This window comes from Luxibacter massiliensis, assembly GCF_900604355.1.
GTDB lineage: Bacteria > Bacillota > Clostridia > Lachnospirales > Lachnospiraceae > Luxibacter > Luxibacter massiliensis.
Map to the genome: position 1 here is coordinate 274,101 of NZ_UWOE01000001.1, position 23,634 is coordinate 297,734.

General features: G+C 44.3%; 23 protein-coding genes and 1 tRNA gene. 23 read left to right on the forward strand and 1 reads right to left on the reverse strand.

All coding sequences use genetic code 11. The annotated features are described in order from the left end of the window. The first annotated feature begins 178 nt into the window (after positions 1-178). The 23 genes from EFA47_RS01350 (at position 179) to EFA47_RS01460 (ending at position 22,542) form a co-directional block, all read left to right on the forward strand. The gene (locus tag EFA47_RS01350) at positions 179-1,813 is read left to right on the forward strand and encodes a PucR family transcriptional regulator (RefSeq protein ID WP_122641675.1); all 1,635 of its coding nucleotides are present in this window, start codon (positions 179-181) and stop codon (positions 1,811-1,813) included. A gap of 194 nt (positions 1,814-2,007) precedes the next feature. After that, on the forward strand, positions 2,008-3,300 hold the full coding sequence (locus EFA47_RS01355; protein WP_122641676.1) for a cytosine permease: 1,293 nt from the start codon (positions 2,008-2,010) through the stop codon (positions 3,298-3,300). A gap of 141 nt (positions 3,301-3,441) precedes the next feature. Continuing rightward, positions 3,442-4,266, forward strand: coding sequence for a nitrilase-related carbon-nitrogen hydrolase (locus EFA47_RS01360; protein WP_164689900.1), 825 nt, complete (start codon positions 3,442-3,444; stop codon positions 4,264-4,266). A gap of 228 nt (positions 4,267-4,494) precedes the next feature. Then, positions 4,495-4,578, forward strand: a tRNA-Leu gene (locus EFA47_RS01365). Positions 4,579-4,817: 239 nt separating this feature from the next. Continuing rightward, the gene (locus EFA47_RS01370) at positions 4,818-5,780 is read left to right on the forward strand and encodes a beta-ketoacyl-ACP synthase III (protein ID WP_122641678.1); all 963 of its coding nucleotides are present in this window, start codon (positions 4,818-4,820) and stop codon (positions 5,778-5,780) included. Positions 5,781-5,846: 66 nt separating this feature from the next. Continuing rightward, positions 5,847-6,071 (forward strand): acyl carrier protein, encoded by a 225-nt coding sequence (locus tag EFA47_RS01375; protein ID WP_122641679.1) that lies wholly within the window; start codon positions 5,847-5,849, stop codon positions 6,069-6,071. Between the two features lie 30 nt (positions 6,072-6,101). Further along, on the forward strand, positions 6,102-7,040 hold the full coding sequence (fabK, locus tag EFA47_RS01380; protein ID WP_122641680.1) for an enoyl-[acyl-carrier-protein] reductase FabK: 939 nt from the start codon (positions 6,102-6,104) through the stop codon (positions 7,038-7,040). Beyond that, positions 7,033-7,953, forward strand: a complete 921-nt coding sequence (gene fabD / locus EFA47_RS01385) for an ACP S-malonyltransferase (protein WP_122641681.1) — start codon at positions 7,033-7,035, stop codon at positions 7,951-7,953. Before fabK ends, fabD begins: the two co-directional genes overlap by 8 nt. Then, positions 7,947-8,687: a 3-oxoacyl-[acyl-carrier-protein] reductase gene (fabG, locus tag EFA47_RS01390; protein ID WP_122641682.1), complete on the forward strand. Its 741-nt coding sequence runs from the start codon at positions 7,947-7,949 to the stop codon at positions 8,685-8,687. Before fabD ends, fabG begins: the two co-directional genes overlap by 7 nt. A 46-nt stretch (positions 8,688-8,733) precedes the next feature. Then, positions 8,734-9,969, forward strand: a complete 1,236-nt coding sequence (gene fabF, locus EFA47_RS01395; RefSeq protein ID WP_122641683.1) for a beta-ketoacyl-ACP synthase II — start codon at positions 8,734-8,736, stop codon at positions 9,967-9,969. Between the two features lie 121 nt (positions 9,970-10,090). After that, positions 10,091-10,585 carry an acetyl-CoA carboxylase biotin carboxyl carrier protein gene (gene accB / locus EFA47_RS01400; RefSeq protein ID WP_122644358.1) on the forward strand — a complete coding sequence of 165 codons (495 nt, stop codon included), beginning with the start codon at positions 10,091-10,093 and terminating at the stop codon, positions 10,583-10,585. Positions 10,586-10,676: 91 nt separating this feature from the next. Then, a complete protein-coding gene (fabZ, locus tag EFA47_RS01405) occupies positions 10,677-11,108 on the forward strand; it encodes a 3-hydroxyacyl-ACP dehydratase FabZ (protein ID WP_122641684.1) in 432 nt (143 codons plus the stop codon). A 15-nt stretch (positions 11,109-11,123) separates the two neighbouring features. Beyond that, the gene (locus EFA47_RS01410) at positions 11,124-12,464 is read left to right on the forward strand and encodes an acetyl-CoA carboxylase biotin carboxylase subunit (RefSeq protein WP_122641685.1); all 1,341 of its coding nucleotides are present in this window, start codon (positions 11,124-11,126) and stop codon (positions 12,462-12,464) included. A gap of 97 nt (positions 12,465-12,561) precedes the next feature. After that, entirely contained in the window at positions 12,562-14,259 is a 1,698-nt protein-coding gene (locus EFA47_RS01415; protein ID WP_122641686.1) for an acetyl-CoA carboxylase carboxyltransferase subunit alpha, read from the forward strand. Positions 14,260-14,380: 121 nt separating this feature from the next. After that, positions 14,381-15,430, forward strand: coding sequence for an NAD(P)H-dependent flavin oxidoreductase (locus tag EFA47_RS01420; protein ID WP_122644359.1), 1,050 nt, complete (start codon positions 14,381-14,383; stop codon positions 15,428-15,430). 183 nt (positions 15,431-15,613) lie between these two features. Continuing rightward, positions 15,614-16,060, forward strand: a complete 447-nt coding sequence (locus tag EFA47_RS01425; protein WP_122644360.1) for a MarR family winged helix-turn-helix transcriptional regulator — start codon at positions 15,614-15,616, stop codon at positions 16,058-16,060. A gap of 130 nt (positions 16,061-16,190) precedes the next feature. Then, positions 16,191-16,706 (forward strand): DUF6465 family protein, encoded by a 516-nt coding sequence (locus EFA47_RS01430; RefSeq protein WP_122641687.1) that lies wholly within the window; start codon positions 16,191-16,193, stop codon positions 16,704-16,706. Between the two features lie 150 nt (positions 16,707-16,856). Further along, positions 16,857-17,189, forward strand: coding sequence for a transposase (locus EFA47_RS01435; protein WP_072524275.1), 333 nt, complete (start codon positions 16,857-16,859; stop codon positions 17,187-17,189). Next, positions 17,186-18,094 (forward strand): IS3 family transposase, encoded by a 909-nt coding sequence (locus tag EFA47_RS01440; RefSeq protein WP_072524276.1) that lies wholly within the window; start codon positions 17,186-17,188, stop codon positions 18,092-18,094. The genes EFA47_RS01435 and EFA47_RS01440 overlap by 4 nt, the downstream gene beginning before the upstream one ends. 213 nt (positions 18,095-18,307) lie before the next feature. Further along, the gene (locus EFA47_RS01445; RefSeq protein ID WP_122641688.1) at positions 18,308-19,621 is read left to right on the forward strand and encodes an MATE family efflux transporter; all 1,314 of its coding nucleotides are present in this window, start codon (positions 18,308-18,310) and stop codon (positions 19,619-19,621) included. 125 nt (positions 19,622-19,746) lie between these two features. Further along, entirely contained in the window at positions 19,747-20,331 is a 585-nt protein-coding gene (locus EFA47_RS01450; RefSeq protein WP_122644361.1) for an HD domain-containing protein, read from the forward strand. A gap of 56 nt (positions 20,332-20,387) precedes the next feature. Further along, on the forward strand, positions 20,388-21,113 hold the full coding sequence (locus tag EFA47_RS01455) for an NAD-dependent protein deacylase (protein ID WP_122641689.1): 726 nt from the start codon (positions 20,388-20,390) through the stop codon (positions 21,111-21,113). 25 nt (positions 21,114-21,138) lie between these two features. Then, positions 21,139-22,542, forward strand: a complete 1,404-nt coding sequence (locus EFA47_RS01460) for an alanine/glycine:cation symporter family protein (RefSeq protein WP_122644362.1) — start codon at positions 21,139-21,141, stop codon at positions 22,540-22,542. Between the two features lie 111 nt (positions 22,543-22,653). Here the strand turns inward: EFA47_RS01460 and EFA47_RS01465 are convergent, their stop codons facing one another. Continuing rightward, complete coding sequence (locus tag EFA47_RS01465) at positions 22,654-23,520, reverse strand: class I SAM-dependent methyltransferase (protein WP_122641690.1); 867 nt, start codon at positions 23,518-23,520, stop codon at positions 22,654-22,656. Positions 23,521-23,634 lie beyond the last annotated feature (114 nt).

The window sequence follows — 23,634 nt, forward strand, 5'->3', positions numbered from 1 at the left end:
AGCCATACGGCTATGGAGGCATCGTTATTTTTGGAATATTCTGACAATGGAGAGCAAAGGGGACAGTCCCCTTTGCAAAAGGGACAGACCCTTTTGCAAAGTTTGACTTTTCCAAAATCTTATCGTAACATATTAGCCATACGTGATTGTTAATAGAGTATAAAGAGGTGTGGTGCTGATGGGGATTACGGTTAGAGAGGCGTTGGAGATAAATCCGCTGAAAAAATGCCGTTTAATAGCAGGGGAGGCAGGTTTGGACAATGTAATTTGTTGCATTGATACAATGGAGGTGCCCAATATTCTGCCATGGCTTAAGAAAAATGAGCTTTTAATTACGACTGCATATGTGATAAAGGATGACGAAAAGGCTCTGACCAGGATTATTCAGGGGTTATATAATGTAAAAGCGGCAGGGATTGCGCTTAAAACCAGATTTCTGGGGGATATCCCAGCCAATGTATTGCGTTTGGCAGATAAGCTGGGAGTGCCGGTAATTATTATACCTGCAGAGGTTGCGTTTATAGATGTTACTAACCCCTTAATGAAGCGGATTGTGGATGACCAAAATGTAAAATTAGAATTTACAAAAAGAATGAACGAAAGGTTTATGAAACTTCAAATAGAGGGAGGCAGCTTTGATTCCATCTGCCAGGCTCTGGGAAGCCTGCTGCAGTGTGATGTGGTGATTACGTATCAAAATTGTGAAGTGCTTAGCTTTTATTTAGGAGATGGCGGGAGCCGGGAAAAGTGGATGGAGAGAAATGAAAATGGTGTTATATTTCTCAAGCCAGTCCTAAGAAAAAGGCGTGTATACAGAGGCGAGAGGGGGCCTTTGCCGCTTGATACCGATTTTGAAATTATGGTGTGCCCCATTAATGTAAGGGATAAATGCCAAGGGTATCTATATGTATTGGGGAAACAGGGGCAGCTTACAGAGATGATGCAGATTGCCGTAAGACAGGCCGCTGTACATACGGCATTAGAATTTACCAATAAGGGAATTATCGAAGAAAGGGGATTTTATCAGGAGACACAATTTTTTCTGGATTTAATCAACCAGAATATCCTGTCCGAAGAGGAGGCACAAAACAGAGCGCAGGGCCTGGGATGGGAGCCTCTTCCCTGCCGTATGATAATCTCCGATATCAATGGCTTTGAGGAGTTTGTTAAGGGCAGGAATGAAGGGGAAATCCAGGATATTAAGAATAGCATTTTAGGAGAATATAAAGGCGCATTACAAAAGCATATGAGGGGATTTTTTGTCACGAACTTGAGTGACAGATTTTACTGCCTTTTACCGGTAAAGGCGGGCAAAACAGATATTGTCGAGGTAATGGAAGAAGTTTACAAAAAATTAGACAGTAAATTTGCCTTGAGCGTGACTACAGGAGCATCCTCTGTTATTACTTGCTTTAGGCAGTTTGGGCCAGCATATGAGGAAGGCCAGGAAGCGGTAGAGATAGGGAAAAAGGGTGGTAAGAAAGCACAGGTTTTTTTTATTGAGGACTTACAGGTGGATCAGATTTTTCTCGAAATGGGAAGGCAAGAGAATTTCCAAAGATTCAGCAAAAATATCCTGGACCGCCTGGAAGAGTATGATAAAAATCATGACAGCTGCCTGCTGGACACTCTTGAGGTATTGACAGAAAACGGAGGGGCACGCAAGGAAACGGCTAATAAATTATTTTTGCATAGGAATACACTGATTTATCGCTTGGCACAGATCGAGGAGATTACAGGATATAATTTAAGCGACCATGAAGTTATTTTTATGCTTACCATGGCATTTAAAATACGTAGGTACAGAGCCTGAAAAGGCTGTAGGCGGCACGCCCAAACAGGAATGCGGAATTTTGTGCGCAACGAATGATGATGAAAAATGAAAGGTGTGGTATATTTTTAACAACAAAAAATGAGATAAAAAGCAGATAAGCTGTACCAAAAGGAAGGTGCAGCTTTTTGTAAACAGAGAGCTTTTTATCGAATGAGAGAAGGGAGCGGGTAAAAATGGAAAAAGAGAAGGTGAGTGTTCTCAACGATTATGCCACATCTTCTGTACCAGAAGAAAAGACCTATAACTGGCTTTCAATGGGACTAATATGGGCTGGGGTAGGTATTAATCTGGGAATGATTGTAATCGGGGGTGCACTGGGGAATGGGTTAAGCTTTAAGCAGGCAACCCTGGCTGCATTTATAGGGGGAGTGGTGTTGGCTATTGTCACTTCAGTATGCGGCGTGATTGGAGCACATACTCATTTATCTACAGCAATGATCAGTTCTTTTACATTTGGAAAAGCTGCTATTATCATTATTGCGCTGATACAGGCATTTGGCTCCTATGGCTGGTTCGGAGTCCAGCTGGGGTTGTTTGGAGAGACTGTGAGCACTACCATTAAGATGGCCACGGGACTGGTTTTGCCAACTATACTATGTATTATTGTGGGCGGCATTTTAATGATACTGACATCTACATTTGGGTATAAAAGTTTGGATTTACTGAGTAAAATTGCAGTTCCGCTTTTGATTATTTTGCTTCTGGCCTCAGTTGTTAAAGTAATGCAGGGGTACAGCGTGGGCGAAATTGTAGAGTTTCAAGCTGCTGGTGAGGCAATTTCAATCGGATATGGTATTTCAAGTGCGATTGCTTCTTTCATTGTTGGTGCAGTAGTCGCACCGGACGTCTCCAGATATGCAAAATCACCTAAAGATACAGTGCTAGCCTCCATTTTTGCATTTGCCATTGTAGTGCCTATGATGCTGGTTGTTGGCTGTGTGATGGCCCAGGTGACAGGAACGGCAGATATTATTGATATTATGTTAAAGTTAGGCTGGGGATTTGCGGCTCTTTTGGTTCTGATGCTGGCTCAGTGGACTTCCAATGACAATAACTTGTATTGTGCGGCCCTGGGGTTCGCCGTAGTATTTAAAAAAATGAAGAAATACCAAATTACAATTATTTCTGGTATTATTGGAATCTTGCTGGCCTTAACTGGTATTGCAGAAAATATCACCAGTTTTTTAAATTATCTGGGTGTCCTGATTCCACCTATGGGCGGTGTTTTGGCTTCTGACTATTACTTTTTCCATAAATCCAGATATAGAGAGGAATTAGCGGGGGAAGTTAAGAGTATTGAAATTCCCGCGTGTACTGCCTGGGTAGTTGGATCTGTCCTATCATTTGTCACTACATATACTTCATTCAGCATCACAACTGTTCCGAGTATTGATGGTATACTGGCTGCATTTCTGGTTCATTTTATATGGTCAAAGGTGAGTGAAAAAAATAGGTCAATATCTTAAATTCACTGGTTGGATATATGATTTATAAGCTGGGATATAGCATAGGAAATCTGTCTCTGGAAGAGGTGGATAGAGTAATACATGGAGAATATTCCCATGAGTATCACTTGTACATATATATTAAAGGAGAAGGAGAGGCTTATGAGCAGAAATGTGACAGTTGGACTTGTCCAGATGGATTGTGTGCTGATGGATAAAGAAAAAAATCTAAATAAAATGTCAGAGTACTTAGAGGAGGCATCTAGTAAAAATGTTGATATAATATGTTTCCCAGAAATGTGTACCACAGGGTATAGTCCCGATTTAATAAAAGGAAAATATTTAGATCTGGCAGAGGAACCTGACGGGGAGACCTTCAAACTATTGAGTGAAAAAGCAAAAAAGTGCCAGATGTATATTGCAGCTCCAATAGTGTTGAAAGGTGAGATGCCAGGTGTGCTCTATAATGGGTTGATTATGGTTGGAAAAGATGGGGCTTTGATGGGGACATATAATAAGACACATCTGTGGGCAGGAGAGCGTTTCTGGTTTAGGGCGGGGTGCGATTATCCAGTTTTTAAGACTGAGTTTGGAAATGTAGGTATGATGATTTGTTATGACGGGGGATTTCCAGAGGTATCCAGGATCCTTACTCTTAAAGGGGCAGAATTAATCCTGTGCCCAAGCGCATTCCCTATTTGGGATAAAGATATGTGGGATATTTACTTTGCATCTCGTGCATTGGAAAATGGCTGCTTTGTGGCTGGCATTAACCGTGTGGGCACGGAAGGGAGCTGCCAGATGTTTGGGGATAATAAAATCTTTAACCCGAGAGGCAAAAAACTCGCGGAGGCACCAATGTATGAGGAAGCGCTTCTGACTTGTACAATTGATTTGGAGGAAGTTGCTTTTTACAGAGAAAATGAGGTTGTATATTTAAGAGACCGTAGGCCAGAAACTTACGGGGCAATTGCGCAGCTATATTGATGACTTAAGGGGAGAAGTTATTAAGGATATTAATTTGTGAAATGCACGCTGCGGTTTTGGGGGAGCTAAAGAGGTTAGGGCGAGTCGGTATAAAGCAATAGGAAGCCAGGCCTACCTGAAAACGGGGCGTGCATGCCATGCAGATATGCAGTGCATTTTAAACTTTAAAGAATTTAAAAATAGGGGTTTACAAAAAGAGATTGTTTATGATATAATTCCATTTGTCGAGCGGAAGTGGCGGAATGGCAGACGCGCTAGATTCAGGTTCTAGTGGGAGTTTATCCTGTGAGAGTTCAAGTCTCTTCTTCCGCATATAATTTATGGCAGCGTAAAGTATCTATTTTGATCAGGATACTTTGCGCTTTTTGTTTGTTCTACACTATAAAAAGTTTTGTCAGGCTTTTTATAGGGCATGAACTTAGAAAAGACTACAAAAGAGGGCGTAAGCTCTCTTTTTTTCTTGACAAAAATAAATACTGTGATATACTTTGATAATCAAAGTATTTGAAAAACAAAATATTTTTGTATAGAATTAATAGTGGAGAATTAATATGGTAGGAAAGATTTGCGGAACTGGCTCATATGTGCCAGAGCACATTCTGGATAATCATGATTTATCTAGGATTGTAGATACAAATGATGAGTGGATCCAAGCAAGAACTGGGATCATTAGGAGGCATATTATAGAGGAGGACACAACGGTCTCAATGGCTGTCTATGCGTCTAAAGAGGCGCTTGAAGATAGTGGCACAGCGGCTGAAGAACTTGATTTAATTCTTGTGTCGACTTTTACCTCGCAGGTGCTGCTTCCCTGCACTGCGTGTGAAGTTCAGAAAGAGCTGGGGGCGGTCAATGCCACTGGGTTTGATTTGAATGCAGCCTGTACGGGATTTCTATTTGCCTATAATACAGCACAGGCGTATATTCATGCTGGGATTTACAAGACCATTTTGATTATCGGTGCAGAGAGCCTTTCGAATGTAGTTAATTGGAAAGATAGAGGAACCTGTATTTTATTTGGGGATGGCGCCGGAGCCTGTGTGATGAAGGCGCAGCAGGGAGAATTCTATCGCCCTATAACTTGTTCAGCAGGCACGCTGGGAAATGCCCTTACTTGTAAGAGCAGATGCTGTAATGCGCAGGATTCTGAAAGAGATGATGTGGATTTCTTTATGAAAATGGATGGGCAGGCTGTCTTTAAGTTTGCAGTCAGGCGCGTTCCTGAGGTGATTTTAGAAGCAGTGGATGAGGCTGGCATAAAGCTGCCGCAGATAGATTATTTTATTCTCCATCAGGCAAATAAAAGAATTGTGGAGGCAGTGGCTAAGCGCTTAGGGGAAGATATAAACAAGTTCCCCATGAACATGGAAGAGTACGGAAATACTTCTTCTGCCAGTATCCCAATTCTTCTGGATGAGATGAATAAAAAAGGGATGTTGAAAGAGGGAAATAAGCTGGTTATGGCCGGGTTTGGCGCAGGGTTATCCTGGGGGGCCATATATCTGGAATGGTAAAGAATAAGGTAATTCCTGGTAAAGCCGGATTACATAGATATTTATTTAAGAAAGGAATTAAGAAAAATGTTAGAAAAAGTAAAAGAGATTGTAGCAGATTCATTGGGAGCAGAAATCAGCACACTTACAGAGGCAACATCTTTTAAAGATGATTTGTCAGCAGATTCACTGGATTTATTTGAGGTAGTGATGGCATTTGAAGAAGAATTTGGTGTGGAAATCCCATCTGAGGATTTGGAGCAGATTGCGACTATCGGCGATGTTGTAAAGTATTTAGAGGCACATCAATAAGTATATGATTTGTATAGAAAGGTTGTTAGTATGAAAACAAAAGTAACCGAAATCTTAGGAACTGAATATCCGATTGTCCAGGGTGGAATGGCATGGGTTGCTGAGTATCATCTTGCAGCCGCCGTATCAGAGGCCGGCGGACTTGGACTGATAGGTGCGGCAAGTGCACCGGCTGACTGGGTACGGCAACAGATAAAAGAGGCAAAGAAACTGACAGATAAGCCGTTTGGGGTAAATATTATGCTGATGAGTCCCTATGCGGACGCAGTGGCAGAAGTTATTGTAGAAGAAGGGGTAAAAGTTGTTACTACAGGCGCTGGTTCCCCTGAAAAATATATGAAAATGTGGAAAGATGCTGGGGTAAAGGTAGTTCCTGTCGTTGCCTCTGTGGCGCTTGCAAAAAGGATGGAGCGCTGCGGCGCAGATGCATTGGTAGCTGAAGGCACTGAGGCAGGCGGGCATATAGGCGAGAATACGACAATGGTGTTAGTGCCCCAGGTAGTGGATGCAGTGAATGTTCCGGTTATTGCCGCAGGCGGAATTGCAGACGGAAGAGGGATTGCTGCAGCATTTATGCTGGGCGCCCAGGGAGTACAGATGGGGACTCATTTTGTGGTTACAAAGGAATCGGCTGTCCATGAAAATTACAAAAAATGTATTTTAAAAGCAAGGGATATTGATTCACGGGTGACTGGCCGATCCACAGGACACCCTGTACGTGCCCTCCGCAATCAGATGACAAAGGATTACTTGAAAAAAGAGCAGGAGGGTGCTTCCTTTGAGGAATTGGAACTTCTTACTCTGGGAGGATTAAGAAAGGCCGTGGTTGATGGGGACGTAATAAATGGAAGTGTCATGGCTGGGCAGATTGCAGGGATGGTGAAAGAGGAACTTTCCTGCAGGGAACTGATAGAAAGGCTTGTAAAGGGGACGGACAGTCTGATTGGGGGGGAAGGATTTTATGAGTAAGACCGCATTTATTTTTCCCGGACAGGGCGCGCAGAAAGTAGGAATGGGAAAAGATTTTTATGAACATAGTGAAAAAGCGGCGGCGGTTTTCGATGAAGCTTCCAGGCTGCTGAATATAGATATGAAAGCATTATGCTTTGAAGAAAATGATTTGCTGGATCGGACGGAGTACACACAGGCAGCTCTAGTAACGGCCTGTCTGGCCATGGCAGAGGTACTGGGGGAAAAGGGCCTTCTGCCGGATGTCACTGCGGGACTGAGCTTGGGGGAGTATTGTGCAATTTCCATGGCAGGAGGGATGAGTAGGCAGGATGCTGTTATAGCTGTGCGGCAGAGAGGAATTTTAATGCAGAATGCAGTACCAGACGGCAAGGGCGCAATGTCTGCTGTACTTGGCCTGTCTGCTGAAAAAATAAAAACTGTGCTTGATGGGATGAAGGGAGCCTACATTGCCAACTATAATTGTCCGGGGCAGACTGTTATCACAGGATGGAAAGAGGATATAGAGAAGGCCGGGGAGATACTTAAGGAAAAAGGCGCAAAAAGAGTCTTGCCCTTGAATGTCAGCGGCCCTTTTCATTCTCCGCTACTTGAGGGAGCAGGGGTGAAATTAGGAGAAGTTTTAGATTCCGTGGAATTTTCGTCTCTTAAAATACCGTATGTAACGAATGTTACAGCAAAATTTGTGGAAGATGTCGGTGAGACAAAGGAGTTGTTGATCCGGCAGGTTGCTTCGTCTGTTTTCTGGGAGCAGAGTGTAGAGAATATGATAAAGGCCGGGGTTGAAACCTTTGTTGAGGTAGGGCCAGGCCGCACATTAGCTGGGTTTATAAAGAAAATTAATAAAGAGGCCGTAGTGTATAACGTGGGAACATGGGAAGATATAGATAAGGTGGTTAGTAAATTATGTTAGATGGAAAGATTGCTGTTGTTACTGGCGCATCCAGAGGGATTGGCAGGGCAATAGCCCTGAAATTAGCGGCAGACGGAGCAGAGGTTATTGTCAATTATAATGGCTCCGCTGACAGGGCCGCTGAGGTTAAGGACTTAGTAGAAAAGAATGGCGGCAGGGCGCATATATACCAGTGTGATGTGTCTGATTTCCAGTCTTGTGAGGACTTTATAAAAAAAATTATCGGACAATTTGGCAAGCTGGATATTCTGGTGAATAATGCAGGAATTACAAGAGATGGACTTATTATGAAAATGTCAGAGGAAGAATTTGATACTGTAATTGATATAAATCTAAAGGGGACTTTTAACTGTATCCGTTTTGCTTCCCGGCAAATGATTAAGCAGAGAAGCGGAAGAATCATTAACCTATCCTCTGTTTCGGGAGTTATGGGGAATGCGGGGCAGGCAAATTATTCTGCCTCAAAGGCAGGGGTAATCGGACTTACAAAGTCTGCTGCCCGGGAATTGGCGCCACGGGGCGTGACGGTCAATGCAATTGCTCCCGGCTTCGTCCATACAGAAATGACAGAGGTGCTTCCCGAGAGGGTAAAAGAGGGAGTTATATCAATGATACCAGTGGGAAGGTTTGGGGAGCCGGAGGAAATTGCAGCAGCGGCAGCATTTTTGGCGTCTGACCAGGCGGGATATATAACCGGGCAGGTACTCTGCATAGATGGCGGTATGGCGATGTAAATGAAGAAAGAGATGCCGCATAAGCCAGCGGCAGAATGGAGTTAAAATGAAAAGACGAGTGGTAGTAACGGGAATGGGTGCAGTGACACCAATCGGCAATACAGTTAAAGAATTTTGGGATAGTATCCGTGCTGGCAAGGTGGGAATTGGGCCTATCACTAAATTTGACACAACCGATTATAAAGTACGTATAGCAGCAGAAGTGAAGGGGTTTATTGCAAAGGAACGGATGGATTTTAAGGCGGCCAGACGTATGGAGACATTTTCTCAGTATGCTGTTGCAGCGGCAAAGGAGGCATTTTTGGATGCAGGCATTAATATGGAACATGAAGATGCTTATCGTGCCGGTGTTATTATAGGGTCTGGAATTGGAAGCCTTCAGGCAGTGGAACAAAACTATAGTAAAATTCTGGAAAAAGGGCCCAGCCGCGTAAACCCATTGATGGTGCCGTTGATGATTTCAAATATGGCTGCAGGAAATGTCTCTATACAGCTAGGACTGAAGGGGAAATGTACAAATGTAGTTACTGCCTGTGCTTCGGGGACAAATTGTATAGGTGATGCCTTTCGTGCTATTCAGTATGATGATGCGGACATCATGGTTGCAGGAGGTACAGAGAGCTGTATTTGCCCTACAGGAGTGGCAGGCTTTGCCGGCCTCACGGCACTTTCCTTATCAGGGGATCCTATGCGGGCATCCATACCTTTTGATAAGGACCGGGATGGGTTTGTACTTGGCGAGGGGGCAGGAGTAGTAGTTTTGGAGGAACTGGAGCATGCAAAAGCCAGAGGCGCGGAGATATATGCGGAGCTGGCGGGATATGGTTCCACGGGAGATGCATACCATATTACGTCTCCTCAAGAGAATGGTGAAGGGGCAGGCATGGCGATGAAGCTGGCAATGGAGGAGGCTGGAGTATCCCCAAGGCAGATAGATTATATCAATGCTCATGGCACGGGTACACACCATAACGACCTGTTCGAGACAAGGGCAGTCAAATATGCCCTGCAGAAAGAAGCAGAGAATGTTGTCATTAATTCTACAAAGTCTATGATCGGCCATCTTCTGGGGGCAGCAGGGGGCGTTGAGTTTATTGTCTGTGTAAAAGCCATTCTGGATGGGTACATACATCAGACGATGGGAACATTACAGACAGATTCTGAATGTGATTTGAACTATGCAGTTGGGGCGCCGGTAGAAAAGGATGTAAATTATGTGCTGACAAATTCTTTGGGATTTGGGGGACATAATGCCACATTGCTAGTAAAGAAATATAGGTAGGGAGACTACCTGTTAGTCTATGTGTTGTTGCTAAAAGTAAATAATGTATCTCCTTGGGTATACCTTGCAGAGCATTGAATATCCAACAAAGTTTGATTTTGATAGGAATAGGATAGGAATTATGAGAATAGATGAAATATTACAGTTAGTGGAGGCTATATCTCGTTCCACATTAACAGAATTTCAATATGAAGAAGGAGCGGTTAAGCTGTCTCTGGTGAAAAATATAGGTTTGGCTGATATGGCTGGAAATATCCAGGAGACACAGTCCCATATGATACAGACAATTTCCAGTGAACAGGCGGTGCCTGGCTTTCAGGGAGAACGAAATGAGAAACAAGCAGAAGTATCTGGAGATAAAGGAATATCTGGGGTTATAGATGGTAAAATCATTAAATCGCCCTTAGTGGGGACTTTTTATGCTGCGCCGTCTGAGGATGCCGCACCCTTTGTCGCCGCTGGCGACAGCGTGAAAGAGGGGCAGGTGCTGGCCATCGTGGAGGCTATGAAATTGATGAATGATATTGAAAGTGACTATACAGGGGTTGTCGCAGAGATACTGGTGAAAAATGGAGACACAGTCGAGTATGGACAGCCATTGTTTGTTATAAAATAGTCAATCGAGGTCAAAGGGGACAGACCCTTTTGCAAAAGGGACAGACCCCTATGCAAAGGGGACAGACCCCTTTTACGGAAAGAAGGTAAAAATGAATAGATTAGATATCCAGCAGATCCAAGAAATTATTCCTCACAGGCACCCTTTTTTGTTAGTTGATTATATTGAGGATTATGAACCTGGGCAGTTTGCGGTGGGATATAAATGTGTAACTTACAGGGAAGATTTTTTTAAGGGACATTTCCCCCAGGAGCCGGTAATGCCAGGAGTATTGACAGTAGAGGCCCTTGCCCAAGTTGGAGCAGTAGCTATATTGAGCATGGAGCACAACAAAGGGAAGGTTGCGTATTTTGGCGGTATCCAGAAATGTAAATTTAAAGGGAAAGTAGTGCCCGGAGATAAGCTGAGGCTGGAGACCAAAATTATTAAGCAGAAGGGGCCTGTAGGTATTGGGGAAGCAAAAGCCACAGTTGAAGGTAGGTTGGCAGTCAGCGCTGAATTGACATTTATGGTAGGAAATTAAGGAGAATTACGGTTTATGATAGAGAAGGTATTGATTGCAAACCGAGGGGAGATAGCTGTACGGATTATCCGGGCATGCCGTGAAATGGGGATTGAGACAGTGGCGGTATATTCAGAGGCCGATAAGGAGGCCCTTCACACACAGTTAGCCGATGAAGCAATCTGTATTGGCCCCGCGGTATCCTCGGAGAGCTATCTGAGCATGGAGAGAATTATCAGCGCAACTCTTGTGTCGGGGGCTGATGCTATCCATCCTGGATTTGGTTTCTTGTCTGAAAATAGTAAGTTTGCAGAGCTCTGTGAGCAATGTAGTATTGTATTTATTGGCCCGGATTCCACAGTTATTCGTAAAATGGGAAATAAGCAGGAGGCAAGAAATACAATGGCTGCTGCAGGAGTGCCGGTGATACCAGGAAGTCAATACCCCATATATGATGCTTCAAAGGGAGCTATCATAGCAGCAGAAATAGGGTATCCGGTTATAATTAAAGCTGCCCTTGGCGGGGGCGGAAAGGGGATGCGCGTGGCAAAGAACCCGGAGGAGTTTGCTGGCAGCTTCCACACGGCCCAGAAGGAAGCAAAGATGGCCTTTGGCGATGAGACTATGTATATAGAACATTTTGTGCAGCATCCCAGGCACATTGAGTTTCAAATTCTGGCAGATAAGCATGGAAATGTAATCCATTTGGGAGAGCGTGACTGTTCTGTCCAGAGAAATCACCAAAAAATGATAGAGGAATCCCCCTCAGTTGCTTTATCTCCAGAATTGCGTGAGATAATGGGAGATGCGGCTGTTAAGGCGGCAAAGGCAGCAGATTATGTAAACGCTGGCACTATAGAATTTTTGTTAGAAAAAAGTGGGGATTTTTACTTCATGGAAATGAATACCCGTATTCAGGTAGAGCACCCAGTTACAGAATGGGTTACTGGAATTGACTTGATTAAAGAACAGATTCGGATTGCAGATGGAAAACAATTGAGTCATACCCAGGAGGATGTCAGGATCACAGGTCATGCAATTGAATGCCGCATTAATGCTGAAAACCCGGATAAAAATTTCCGTCCCTCCCCAGGAACAATTACTGACATGTATTTGCCTGGCGGCAAGGGCGTCAGGATTGATTCTGCAATTTATAGTGGATATACAGTAACACCATATTATGATTCCATGCTTGCAAAACTAATTGTACACGCAAAAAACCGGAAAGAAGCTATACGCAAAATGAGAAGCGCTCTGGGAGAAGTGATAATTGAAGGAATTAACACGAATGTTGATTATCAATATGAAATATTACATCACCCGGATTTTGAGTCTGGAGACATTGATATAGAATTTATTGAGAGGATTAAGAGCTGAAATTGAGTGAATTTTCTGAAAATGGAGAGCAAAAGGGTCAGTCCCCTTTGCAAAGGGGACTGACCCCTCCTCTCAAACCACAAGTCAGGAGTTATCTATGAAGTTGCAGAATATGTTTAAAAAAACAAGGAAAAGAGGTTATATTTCCCTGAAGGATTCCAAGCCGGAAGTTCCCCAGGGACTTTTACGGAAATGTAATAAATGTGGAGCGGCAATCATTGCTGATGATGTTAGGGCAGGTTTTTATATCTGCCCGAAATGTGGCGGATATTTCCGTATCCATGCGTATAGAAGGATTGAGATGTTGGCAGATGAGGGGTCTTTTGAAGAGTGGGATCACTGTATGGTTTCTACAAACCCTCTTCAATTCCGAGGATATGAGGAGAAGATTGAAGCTTTACAGGAAAAGACAAAACTGGAAGAAGCAGTTGTGACAGGGAAAATAAGGATTAATGGCAGTCCTGCAGTGATTGGGGTTTGTGACGGGAGATTTCTCATGGCAAGTATGGGAGAAGTTGTTGGAGAGAAAATAACCCGGGCGGTGGAGCGTGGGACAAAGGAGAATCTCCCGGTGATTCTGTTTGCCTGCTCAGGGGGGGCCCGTATGCAGGAGGGAATTATATCTTTAATGCAGATGGCTAAAACATCTGCAGCCTTAAAACGACACAGCGATGCCGGCAACCTGTATATTTCTGTTCTGACAGATCCTACTACAGGCGGAGTGACCGCAAGTTTTGCGATGCTGGGCGATATAATTCTGGCAGAGCCTAATGCGTTGATCGGTTTTGCCGGACCCCGTGTCATTGAGCAGACAATCGGGGAGAAACTGCCAGATGGGTTCCAGCGCTCAGAGTTTCTGCTGGAACATGGATTTATTGACCGTATTGTAAACCGTGAAGAAATGAAACAGGTATTATCCCAAATACTGAAGATTCATAATTGTGCAGGTGGGAAAATAGGTGCAGAGGCAAGTGATGATACTCTGCTTAGTAGTCAGGCAGATAAGAAAGAGACAAAAAATGCCTGGGAGCGTGTACAAATATCACGAAAAAAAGACCGTCCTGTAGGAGCAGAATATGTGGATATACTATTTGAAGATTTTATAGAACTGCATGGAGACAGATATTTCCGTGAGGATCCTGCTGTTATGGGGGGGATTGCATATTTTAAGGGGATCCCCGTGACGGTGATTGCCCAGGCGAAAGGTAATACAACAAAAGAAAATATTGAGAGAAATTTTGGCATGCCTTCCCCGGAAGGGTATAGGAAGGCGCTCCGTCTTATGAAACAGGCTGAGAAATTCAAACGCCCTATTATTTGTTTTGTGGATACACCGGGAGCCTTTTGCGGGTTAGGTGCTGAGGAGCGTGGACAGGGAGAAGCCATCGCCAGAAATCTTTTCGAAATGTCATCCTTGAAAGTGCCCGTGCTCTCTATTGTTATTGGTGAGGGAGGCAGCGGAGGGGCCTTGGCACTGGCTGTCGCAGATGAGGTATGGATGCTGGAAAATTCAGTTTACTCTATTCTCTCCCCTGAGGGGTTTGCCAGTATTTTATGGAAGGACAGTAAACGTGCCAGCGAGGCTGCAGAGGTCATGCGTCTGACAGCGAATGATTTAATGAAATTAAAAATTATCGAACAGGTAATACCAGAGCCAGAGCAGTATACACATGAAAATATTACTGAAGTCTGCAAAATACTTGAATATCATATAGGTGGATTTTTGGATAAGTATTCTGCTATGCAGGAAGCAGAACTGACAGAGAGAAGATACCAGCGTTTTCGGAAAATGTAGAGTGGCAGGGGAGACTTGCAGGAAGTCGGGAAATGTAATATGGAAGGAATCCCTCACTTTATCTGTGGGCGTGTCCTCCAGAAATACTGAAAATAGTGGAGGCAGAAAAGAGGATAAGTATATGGAGTCATTTAAAATAGGAAAGAAAATAGTTCCTATCCCTCTGATTCAGGGTGGGATGGGGGTGGGTATCAGCCTTGGGGGCCTTGCAGGCACCGTGGCGGCAGAAGGCGGGGTTGGAGTTATCTCTACCGCCCAGATTGGATACCAGGAACCTGATTTCGACAGGCATCCCGCACAGGCGAACTTAAGGGCCATACAAAAAGAAATGGGTAAGGCGAGAAAAATATCGCCCAATGGCGTGGTTGGCTTCAATATTATGGTAGCTCTTAGGGATTATGCCCGGCATGTAAAAATGGCCCTGCAGGCTGGCGCAGACATCATAATTTCAGGGGCCGGACTGCCTACGGAGCTTCCAGGCCTGGCTAAGGATAGTTCTGCGGCGATTGCGCCTATTGTATCAACGGATAAATCTGCCAGAATTATTTTAAAGTATTGGGATAAAAAATATAAAAGGACAGCTGACTTGGTGATTGTGGAGGGTCCATTGGCCGGAGGGCACCTAGGATTTAAAAAGAGCGAGCTGGAAAAATATACCCCGGATGTATATGAAGAGGAAGTGCGAAAAATAATCGCTACAGTCAGGGCATACGAACAAAACTATCAGAGAAAAATACCAGTGATTCTTGCAGGGGGAGTTTATAGTTCCGGTGATGTCCTGAGAGCGGGAGGACTGGGGGCGGATGGGGTACAGGTAGCTACACGCTTCGTGACTACCTATGAGTGCGATGCGGATATACGCTATAAAGAAGCCTATATCCGGGCCAAAAAGGAAGATATAGCCATAGTAGAGAGTCCAGTTGGGATGCCTGGAAGGGCCATCTTGAATCCTTTTATGAAACGTGTTATGCTGGGAGAAAAGGTTCCCCATACGCCATGCCATGGCTGCCTCGCACATTGTAATCCAGAAGAGATCCCTTACTGCATTACGGATGGCCTTATAAATGCGGCCAGAGGAAATATAGAGGATGCACTGCTGTTTTGCGGGGCATATGCGTATAAAGCTAACAGGATGGAAACAGTAAAAGAAGTAATTCACTCCTTATTTTGACAGCGTACGGTCAGGGGACATGAGCCGGGCATAAAATAGGCAAATCATTTTTCAATACCGTAATCATGCTCCTCAGATATCATTTGATAGGCAGAAAAACAGCAAAGACAAAGGTCTGTTGAACAGGGACATAGAGGGGCAAAGAGGGCATACATAAGAATGCAGGAAGGAGAATACTGTTCTGTGAATGCACATGAGACTATCAATGACATATTGGTCCACTTGTTTAACGAGATCTGGGAGCTTGAAGAGGAGGCCATCATAACGGATGAATATAAGGATATCAGTAATAATGACATGCATATTATAGAAGCTGTAGGACTTGGGGATGACAGTACCATGTCTGCGGTAGCAAAAAGGCTTGGGATTACTGCCGGTTCCCTGACTACATCCATCAACAGCCTGGTAAATAAAAAGTATGTAACTCGTACAAGAAGTGAGGCAGACCGGAGGGTGGTTTATATAAGGCTTACTGAGAAAGGGAGGGGAGCCTATCTGCACCACCAGGATTTTCATATGCAGATGACAGATGCTGTGATTGGCAGCCTGGATGATAAGGAAATCCCAGTTCTATTAAAAACGCTGGACAGTCTTTCTAAATTTTTTAGGAATTATAAAGAAAGAGAGTAGCATCCTTTAAGTTCTAGGGGAAAGTTTTTTTTGACCTTTTTAGAAAAATGAGGTACAATACATTCTGTAGCAGATTAATGTTTATGTTGAAGTCTAAATACTTGAGTGTTTAAGCGGAAAGGGAGCAAGTATGGCAACAAAGAAAGCAACAAAGAAACCAGTAACCACTAAGCCAGCTGTAGAGAAAGCAGAGGGGACAGTTTCTGCTGAAAAGGAAATGGCTGCTAAAAGTGAGGCTACAAAAACAGTTAAGACAGAAGAAATCGGGACAAAGGCCGGCCAGACAAAGGCGATTGAGACAAAAAAGGATACTACAAAAGCAATTGAAACCAGAGCTGCAGTCTTAAAGGATCCAGAACCCGAAAAGAAAGAACCGGAGAAAATAACTATAAAGAAAGCAGCACCGAAGAAAACAACTACAGGCAGGACAACAAAAAAGTCTGAGATAAAGACCGAAATTTTCCTCCAGTTTGCAGGGAATGAATATACAGAAAAGGAAATCCTTCAGAAAGTAAAGAATGTATGGACTAAGGAACTGAAGAATAAGGTAGGAGATATGAAAGATGTAAAGATTTACCTTAAGCCGGAAGAATTCGCAGCTTATTATGTAATTAACGGTGATACAACAGGCCGTGTGGACCTATAAAGACAGAGTCATTTACATAATTAGAGAACATGGGGTTGTTGCAAAATAAATTTTCATATTAAGATATCAATATGGTGTGGTATAAAAAAAGTTGACAGCTTATTCTCAAGGATTTCATAATAAAACCAAGAGAATAAGGAGGTATTCAAAGTGGCACGTAAATATGACCATGAATACAAAGTACAGGCAGTGAAACTTGCCAAAGAAATCGGCGGCGCTAAGGCTGCTAAAGAATTAGGAATCCCTGAAGGAACCATCCATACATGGCTGAAAGCTGTAAGAGCTGGTAAGCTGGATGTTGGGGAAGGTTCCCATACCCCTGCCAGTGCAATGAGCCTGTCAGAAGAAATTACCATGCTGCGTAAGCGGGTGAAGGAGCAGGATAAAGAAATCCGCCGCCTGAAGGAAGAAAATGAATTTCTGGAGGAAGCCAGCGCTTTTTTCGCCGCCAGCCGTCGGAAGTCAGCAAAAACCAGAGAATGATCTTTCTCGCTTTGAAAACAGAGGACGGCAGGATTACCGGAAAAATTTCATTTTATTGCCGGATGCTTGGTATCAGCCGGCAGGGCTTCTATAAATATCTCGCAAACAAAGACCGTCCATGGAAGTACCAGGATCTGGCGGATGCCATGAAAGAAATCATCAGTGAGGATGAATGTAACGATACTTATGGACGGATCCGGATGTATCAGGCGCTGTTGCTGAAGCAGCCGGAGGGCGTACATATACCCAGTGAACGGACCGTATACCGGGTTATGGATCAGATCGGCCTGAGCCATCGGCCAAAGAGAAAGCCGAATGGACTTACAAAGGCAGACCGGGAAGCCATGAAATCGGATGATCTGTTGAAGCGGGATTTCCATTCAGATGCCCCATTAGAAAAATGTATTACAGATATCACGGAGATTCCGGCGCGCAATGGGAAACTGTATGTATCTGCGATTTTCGACTGCTTTGATCTTAGCGTCCTCGGTCTGTCAATGGGGACAAACATGAAAGCAGATCTGTGTATCCAAACACTGGAAAATGCCCTGACTGCATATCCCGCATTGGAAGGAGCGATCATCCACAGTGACCGTGGGACACAGTATACCAGTGAGTCTTACCGCCAGACCATCCGGGAGCACCACATCCACCAAAGCATGAACAGTGCAGGAGGACGCTGCCATGATAATGCACGCTGTGAGAGTATGTGGGCCAGAATGAAGACAGAGCTCCTTTATGACCGCTATGACACAAGGCAGATGACGGTAGAGGAATTAAAGGCGCTCATTTGGAGATACTTCCTCAGCTACTGGAATAACCGGAGGATCTGCTCTGCCAATGGCGGGCTTCCTCCCATGATAAAACGCAGACAGTATTATGAGGATTTGGAACTGGTAGCATAGTCAGTGATATCCTTGAAATAAATGTGTCAACTAATCTTGACAATATCAATAACAAGAAAGTGGCTGAACGATATCCAATTGAATTTTATATTTTGCGGCAGCTCCTTTTTCAGGCACTGACGCAGAGAATCATGTAAGTATTACCAGATAGTTTTGATTTACGGATAGACAGCAGGTAAAAGAATATATCACTTTTTAGGGGAGTTGCACAAGATGATCAGAAAACAATTTGCTGCAAACGTTTTGCCCTCTATGCTGGCATTTGCATTTTCAGGTATATATGCTATTGTAGACGGCTGGTTCGTAGGCAGAAATATAGGGGATATCGGCCTGGCCGCTATAAATGTGGCATATCCTATTGTAGCCGTTATGCAGGCGGCAGGCACTGGGATTGGCATGGGGGGCGCTATTCAGATAGCCATCTGCCATGGCAGCGGTAAAAGGAAAGAGGAAAAAGCGTTTCTTGGCAATACACTTTTCATGCTTGTATTTTGCTGTGTACTGCTGACTATATTGCTTGGGGTTACTTATCCTGCAATTTTGTCGGCGTTTGGGGCAACGGGGGAACTGATGAATTATGCGGCTGATTATATTAGAATCTTAGTTTGGGGAGCATCCTTTCAGATTATGGGAACTGGATTACTGCCTATTGTCCGTAATTATCATGGCTCAGTTACCGCTATGGCAGCCATGATTATGGGATTCAGCACAAATGTAGTGCTGGACTGGCTGTTTGTATCTGTATATCAGAAGGGCGTTGCGGGGGCGGCGGCGGCCACATTGATCGGCCAACTTGTGACAGTCGTTCCCTGTGTGCTTTTCCTGTTCCTGAAAAGAATTTTTCATACGGCTGTTCTGCGGCCTGCCAAATCTGTGATATGCCGGATTCTACAGGTTGCCCTTTCCCCATTTGGCCTGACGCTCTTACCCAATATTGTTATTATCATCCTGAACAGAGGGGCATTAGCTTACGGTGGGGAACTGGCGGTATCCTGCTATGCTGTAGTAAGTTATGTAGTGTGTGTGGTTCAGCTGTTATTACAAGGGATAGGTGATGGATCCCAGCCCCTGATTGGCCTTTACCATGGGGCGCAAAATGAGGAGCTTGTGAAACAGGTTCGGAGAATGGCGTATATGTATGCTTTTTGCACATCTGCTGTATGTATGGCAGGGATATTCCTGCTCCGGCATAAAATTCCGGTATTTTTTGGTACATCAGAAACAGTGGCAGCAGAAGTGACAGATGTGCTTGTGGTTTTTATAGCGGGTTTTATATTTATTGCCTTTCTAAGAATCACAACCGCTTATTTTTATGCTGTGAAGGATAATAAAAGCGCATATCTGCTTATTTACGGGGAACCCTGCGTTCTTGCCTTGCTTGTGGCTTTCGCCCTGCCAAGGTTTCTAGGCGTAGATGGAGTGTGGCTGTCTGTGCCGGTAAGCCAGGCAGTTCTTGCGGCTATCGGATTTATGCTGTTATGGAGAGGGAAGCAGAAAAAGGAAAGTGACGGACAGGAATCCATGTGATTAACCCGTGCAGGCATGTGGTATAATTAAAATAAATCAGGCCGGAGCAGGCCCTGAATATGGAGATGATTTCTATAAACCGTCAAAGACACTCCGGTAAAAACGATGGAAAAGAGGTGGCTGAAATGACAAGGCTGGAACAGCAGCTTGAATTTATCAGGGAGATCGACAAAGTAAAAAATATTTACCGGCAGACATACCTGGCAGACGGGGAGCGGAAGGAAAATGATGCCGAGCATTCATGGCATATTGCTGTTATGGCTGTGCTTTTAAAAGAGTATGTCCCGGAGGCAGATATCTTGAAAGCCATAATCATGGTTTTAATCCATGACTTGGTAGAAATTGATGCCGGGGACACATATGCATATGATATGAAAGGGGCGGAAACGAAGAGGCAGAGGGAGGTCAAGGCTGCAGAACGGATATTTGGCTTGCTTCCAGATGACCAGGGCAGTACTTTCCGGGAACTGTGGGAAGAGTTCGAGGCGTATGAGACAGCAGAGGCAAAATATGCCCACTTGCTGGACAACTTTCAGCCTCTGCTGTTAAATGATGCATCCGGCGGAAAGAGCTGGAGTGAGCACGATGTGCAGAAGTCCTGGATATATAAAAGAAATGAAAAAATAGGCGAGACATCGGCAGAAATATGGAAATGTATGCAGGAGATTGTGGATAAGCATATTAAAAAGGGAAATGTACGGGACTGCTAAATGGACATGCTGCCTTTGAATATAGTATGGTGTTAGAAAGCCGGGGAGGAAAAGAGATGTATGTAGAAGAAGTGGAGCGTCTGCAAAATATTATAGGCCAAAGTGAGAATATTGTATTTTTTGGCGGGGCAGGTGTATCAACAGAAAGTAATATTCCAGATTTTAGAAGTGCTGATGGAATATACCACCAAACCTATAAGTATTCCCCCGAGCAGGTAGTCAGCCACAGTTTCTTTGTATCTCATACAGAAGCCTTTTATGACTTCTATAAAGAGAAGATGATGCTGTTAGAGGCGAAGCCTAACCCGGCCCATAGAAAACTGGCCCTCCTTGAGCAAGCGGGAAAGCTCAGGGCAGTTATCACGCAGAATATAGACGGCCTGCACCAGGCGGCAGGCAGTAAAAATGTATTTGAGCTTCATGGAAGTATCCACCGGAACCATTGTATGGACTGCGGCAGGTTTTACGATGCTCACTATGTAAAAGGCTCAAAAGGGATTCCGCGCTGCGAATGTGGAGGGATCATTAAGCCAGATGTGGTACTTTATGAAGAAGGACTTGACACAGCGACAATACAAGGGGCAATAGAGGCTATTACAGGTGCGGACACCTTGATTATAGGCGGCACCTCTTTAGTTGTGTACCCGGCTGCAGGATTCATAGATTACTTTCATGGCAGATACTTGGTGGTGATCAATAAATCAGAAACTGCCCGCCCGGTGAAGGCGGATTTAATGATCAATGGGCCCATAGGGGAAGTATTTTCACAAATTAAAATATAAGGCAAAGAGAGAGAGGTATGTGGGATTGTATGCAGAGATTATTGGAACCTTAAGTAACTGGCTGTACAGCTATATTTTGATTATCCTGCTTGTCGGGGCAGGTATTTATTTTACAGTCAGAACGAAGTTTGTACAGTTTAAATGTCTGAAAGAGGCATTTAAAGTAGTGCTGGAGCCGAAGTCAGATGAGAAATCAATCTCTTCCTTCCAGGCGTTGATGGTATCTACCGCGTCCAGGGTGGGGACAGGCAACATCGCAGGAATTTCTACGGCTCTCTGTATTGGCGGCGCAGGGGCCATGTTCTGGATGTGGCTGATTGCCCTGCTTGGAAGCGCATCAGCGTTTGTGGAGAGTACGCTGGCACAGATATATAAGCGGAAAGCTGCAGATGGAGGCTCCTACGGGGGGCCTGCATATTATATTCAGGCAGTCCTTAAGAAAAGGTGGCTTGGCGTTTTATTTGCAGTATGTCTGATTGCAACTTATATGGGCGGGTTCAATATGGTTGCGTCGTTTAATATTGCAGATTCTTTCCGCAGATATGATTTCTATCGGCCTGGAGTGACTCCTATTATTGTGGGGATTGTGCTTGCATTTATTTTTGGTTTGTGTATTTTCGGGGGAAGCAAGCGTATTTCCAGGATTACAGAAGTAATTGTCCCAGCAATGGGCGTGTTTTATCTGGCTGTCTCTTTATTTATTGTGGTAAGCCACCTGAATTTGCTTCCGGGAGTGATAGCTGCCATTTTTAAAGGGGCATTTGATATTCCGGCAATTTTTGGCGGATTCGCTGGTTCCGCCGTGATGCAGGGGATTAAAAGAGGACTCTTTTCAAATGAAGCCGGGGTTGGTTCGGCCCCTAATGCTGCTGCTTCTGCCGGAGTATCCCACCCAGTAAAGCAAGGGTTGGTACAGATGCTTTCTGTGTATATAGATACCATTTTGATCTGCAGTGCCACGGGATTTATGCTGTTATGTTCCGGTGTAGGGCCCACAGAGACTATGGCCGGGATGCCTTATGTACAGGAGGCCGTGGCCGGCTCTCTGGGAGGCTTTGGGACAATCTTTATTACAGTGGCATTATTTCTTTTTGCATTTACAACATTAATTGGTAATTTCTATTATGCGGAGATGGGACTGCGCTATATATGCAATAAGGTGCCAGAGAAAGGAATCCTCAATGTGTTCCGCATGTGTGCAGTTTTGATTGTATGTGCTGGCGCTACAATGGATTTTAGTGTGGTGTGGGATACTGCAGATGTACTGATGGGATTGATGGCTTTGATCAACCTTCCAGTTATTATTCTTTTGGGAGGGCCGGCCCTGCATTGTATGCAGGATTATCTGAAACAGAAAAAAGAAGGGAAGAATCCTGTATTTAGAGCCAAGGATATAGGATTAAAGACGAAGACAGATTTTTGGAATTGATACAGACAGAATAAATATGACTGTCGAAGAAGAGGGTTTATCCCTCAGCATTGCTGTTAAGGCATGTAAGGCCAGCAAGCTCTCATATTGAGGGGGTGCTGGCCTCTCGTTTTACAAAATATCTTTTTCCCAACGTCCAGAAGCTCCACAGGGGAGTGTAAGCCGGCTGTGCTTTACCGGAAGTCCTATTTCCTGCGCGTCCACTGTCCCGCCCCATTTTTTCAATTCTGTGGCAATCATATAGGACAGAACAGCAGGAGCTAACCCAGTTGTATAAGAGTTTATTAGAAAAAACAGGGCATCTTTGGATAAAACTTGGGTACAGAGTTTAATAAATGGATGTATCATATCCTCGATTTTCCATATTTCACCCTTAGGGCCCCTTCCATAAGAGGGGGGATCCATAATAATTGCATCATAAGTGTTTCCCCGGCGTATCTCCCGCTCCACAAATTTGACACAGTCATCTACCAGCCAACGTATGGGGGCGTCTTCTAATCCAGAGGCCAGCGCGTTTTCCCTGGCCCATGCAACCATTCCTTTGGAGGCATCCACATGGGTAACTTGTGCGCCGGCAGAGGCTGCGGCCAGCGTGGCGCCGCCTGTGTAGGCGAAAAGGTTCAATACCCGGACAGGCCTGTGTGCCCCCTGTATTTTTGAAGAAAACCAATCCCAATTTACAGCCTGCTCCGGGAATAATCCTGTATGTTTGAAATTAAAAGGCTTCAAGTTAAAAGTAAGGCTGCCATAGCAAATCTTCCATTGGTGGGGAAGGTCAAAAAACTCCCATTCCCCGCCGCCTTTTTTACTGCGGTGATAATGGCCATTGGGGCGCTTCCATCCAGAATGCTCCCTGGGGGTGTCCCAAATTACCTGCGGGTCAGGGCGAATAAGAAGATAATCCCCCCAGCGCTCCAGCTTCTCCCCCTGAGAACAATCTATCACTTCATAGTCTTTCCACTTGTCTGCAATCCACATAATTTTATCCTCTTTCTTTTTGGAATGTCTGTTCGTATGATTAAACAGGCAAAAACTATACATATCATCTCATAAACAGTTATTTTTTTCAACAGAGAGATAAAATCTGTTTAC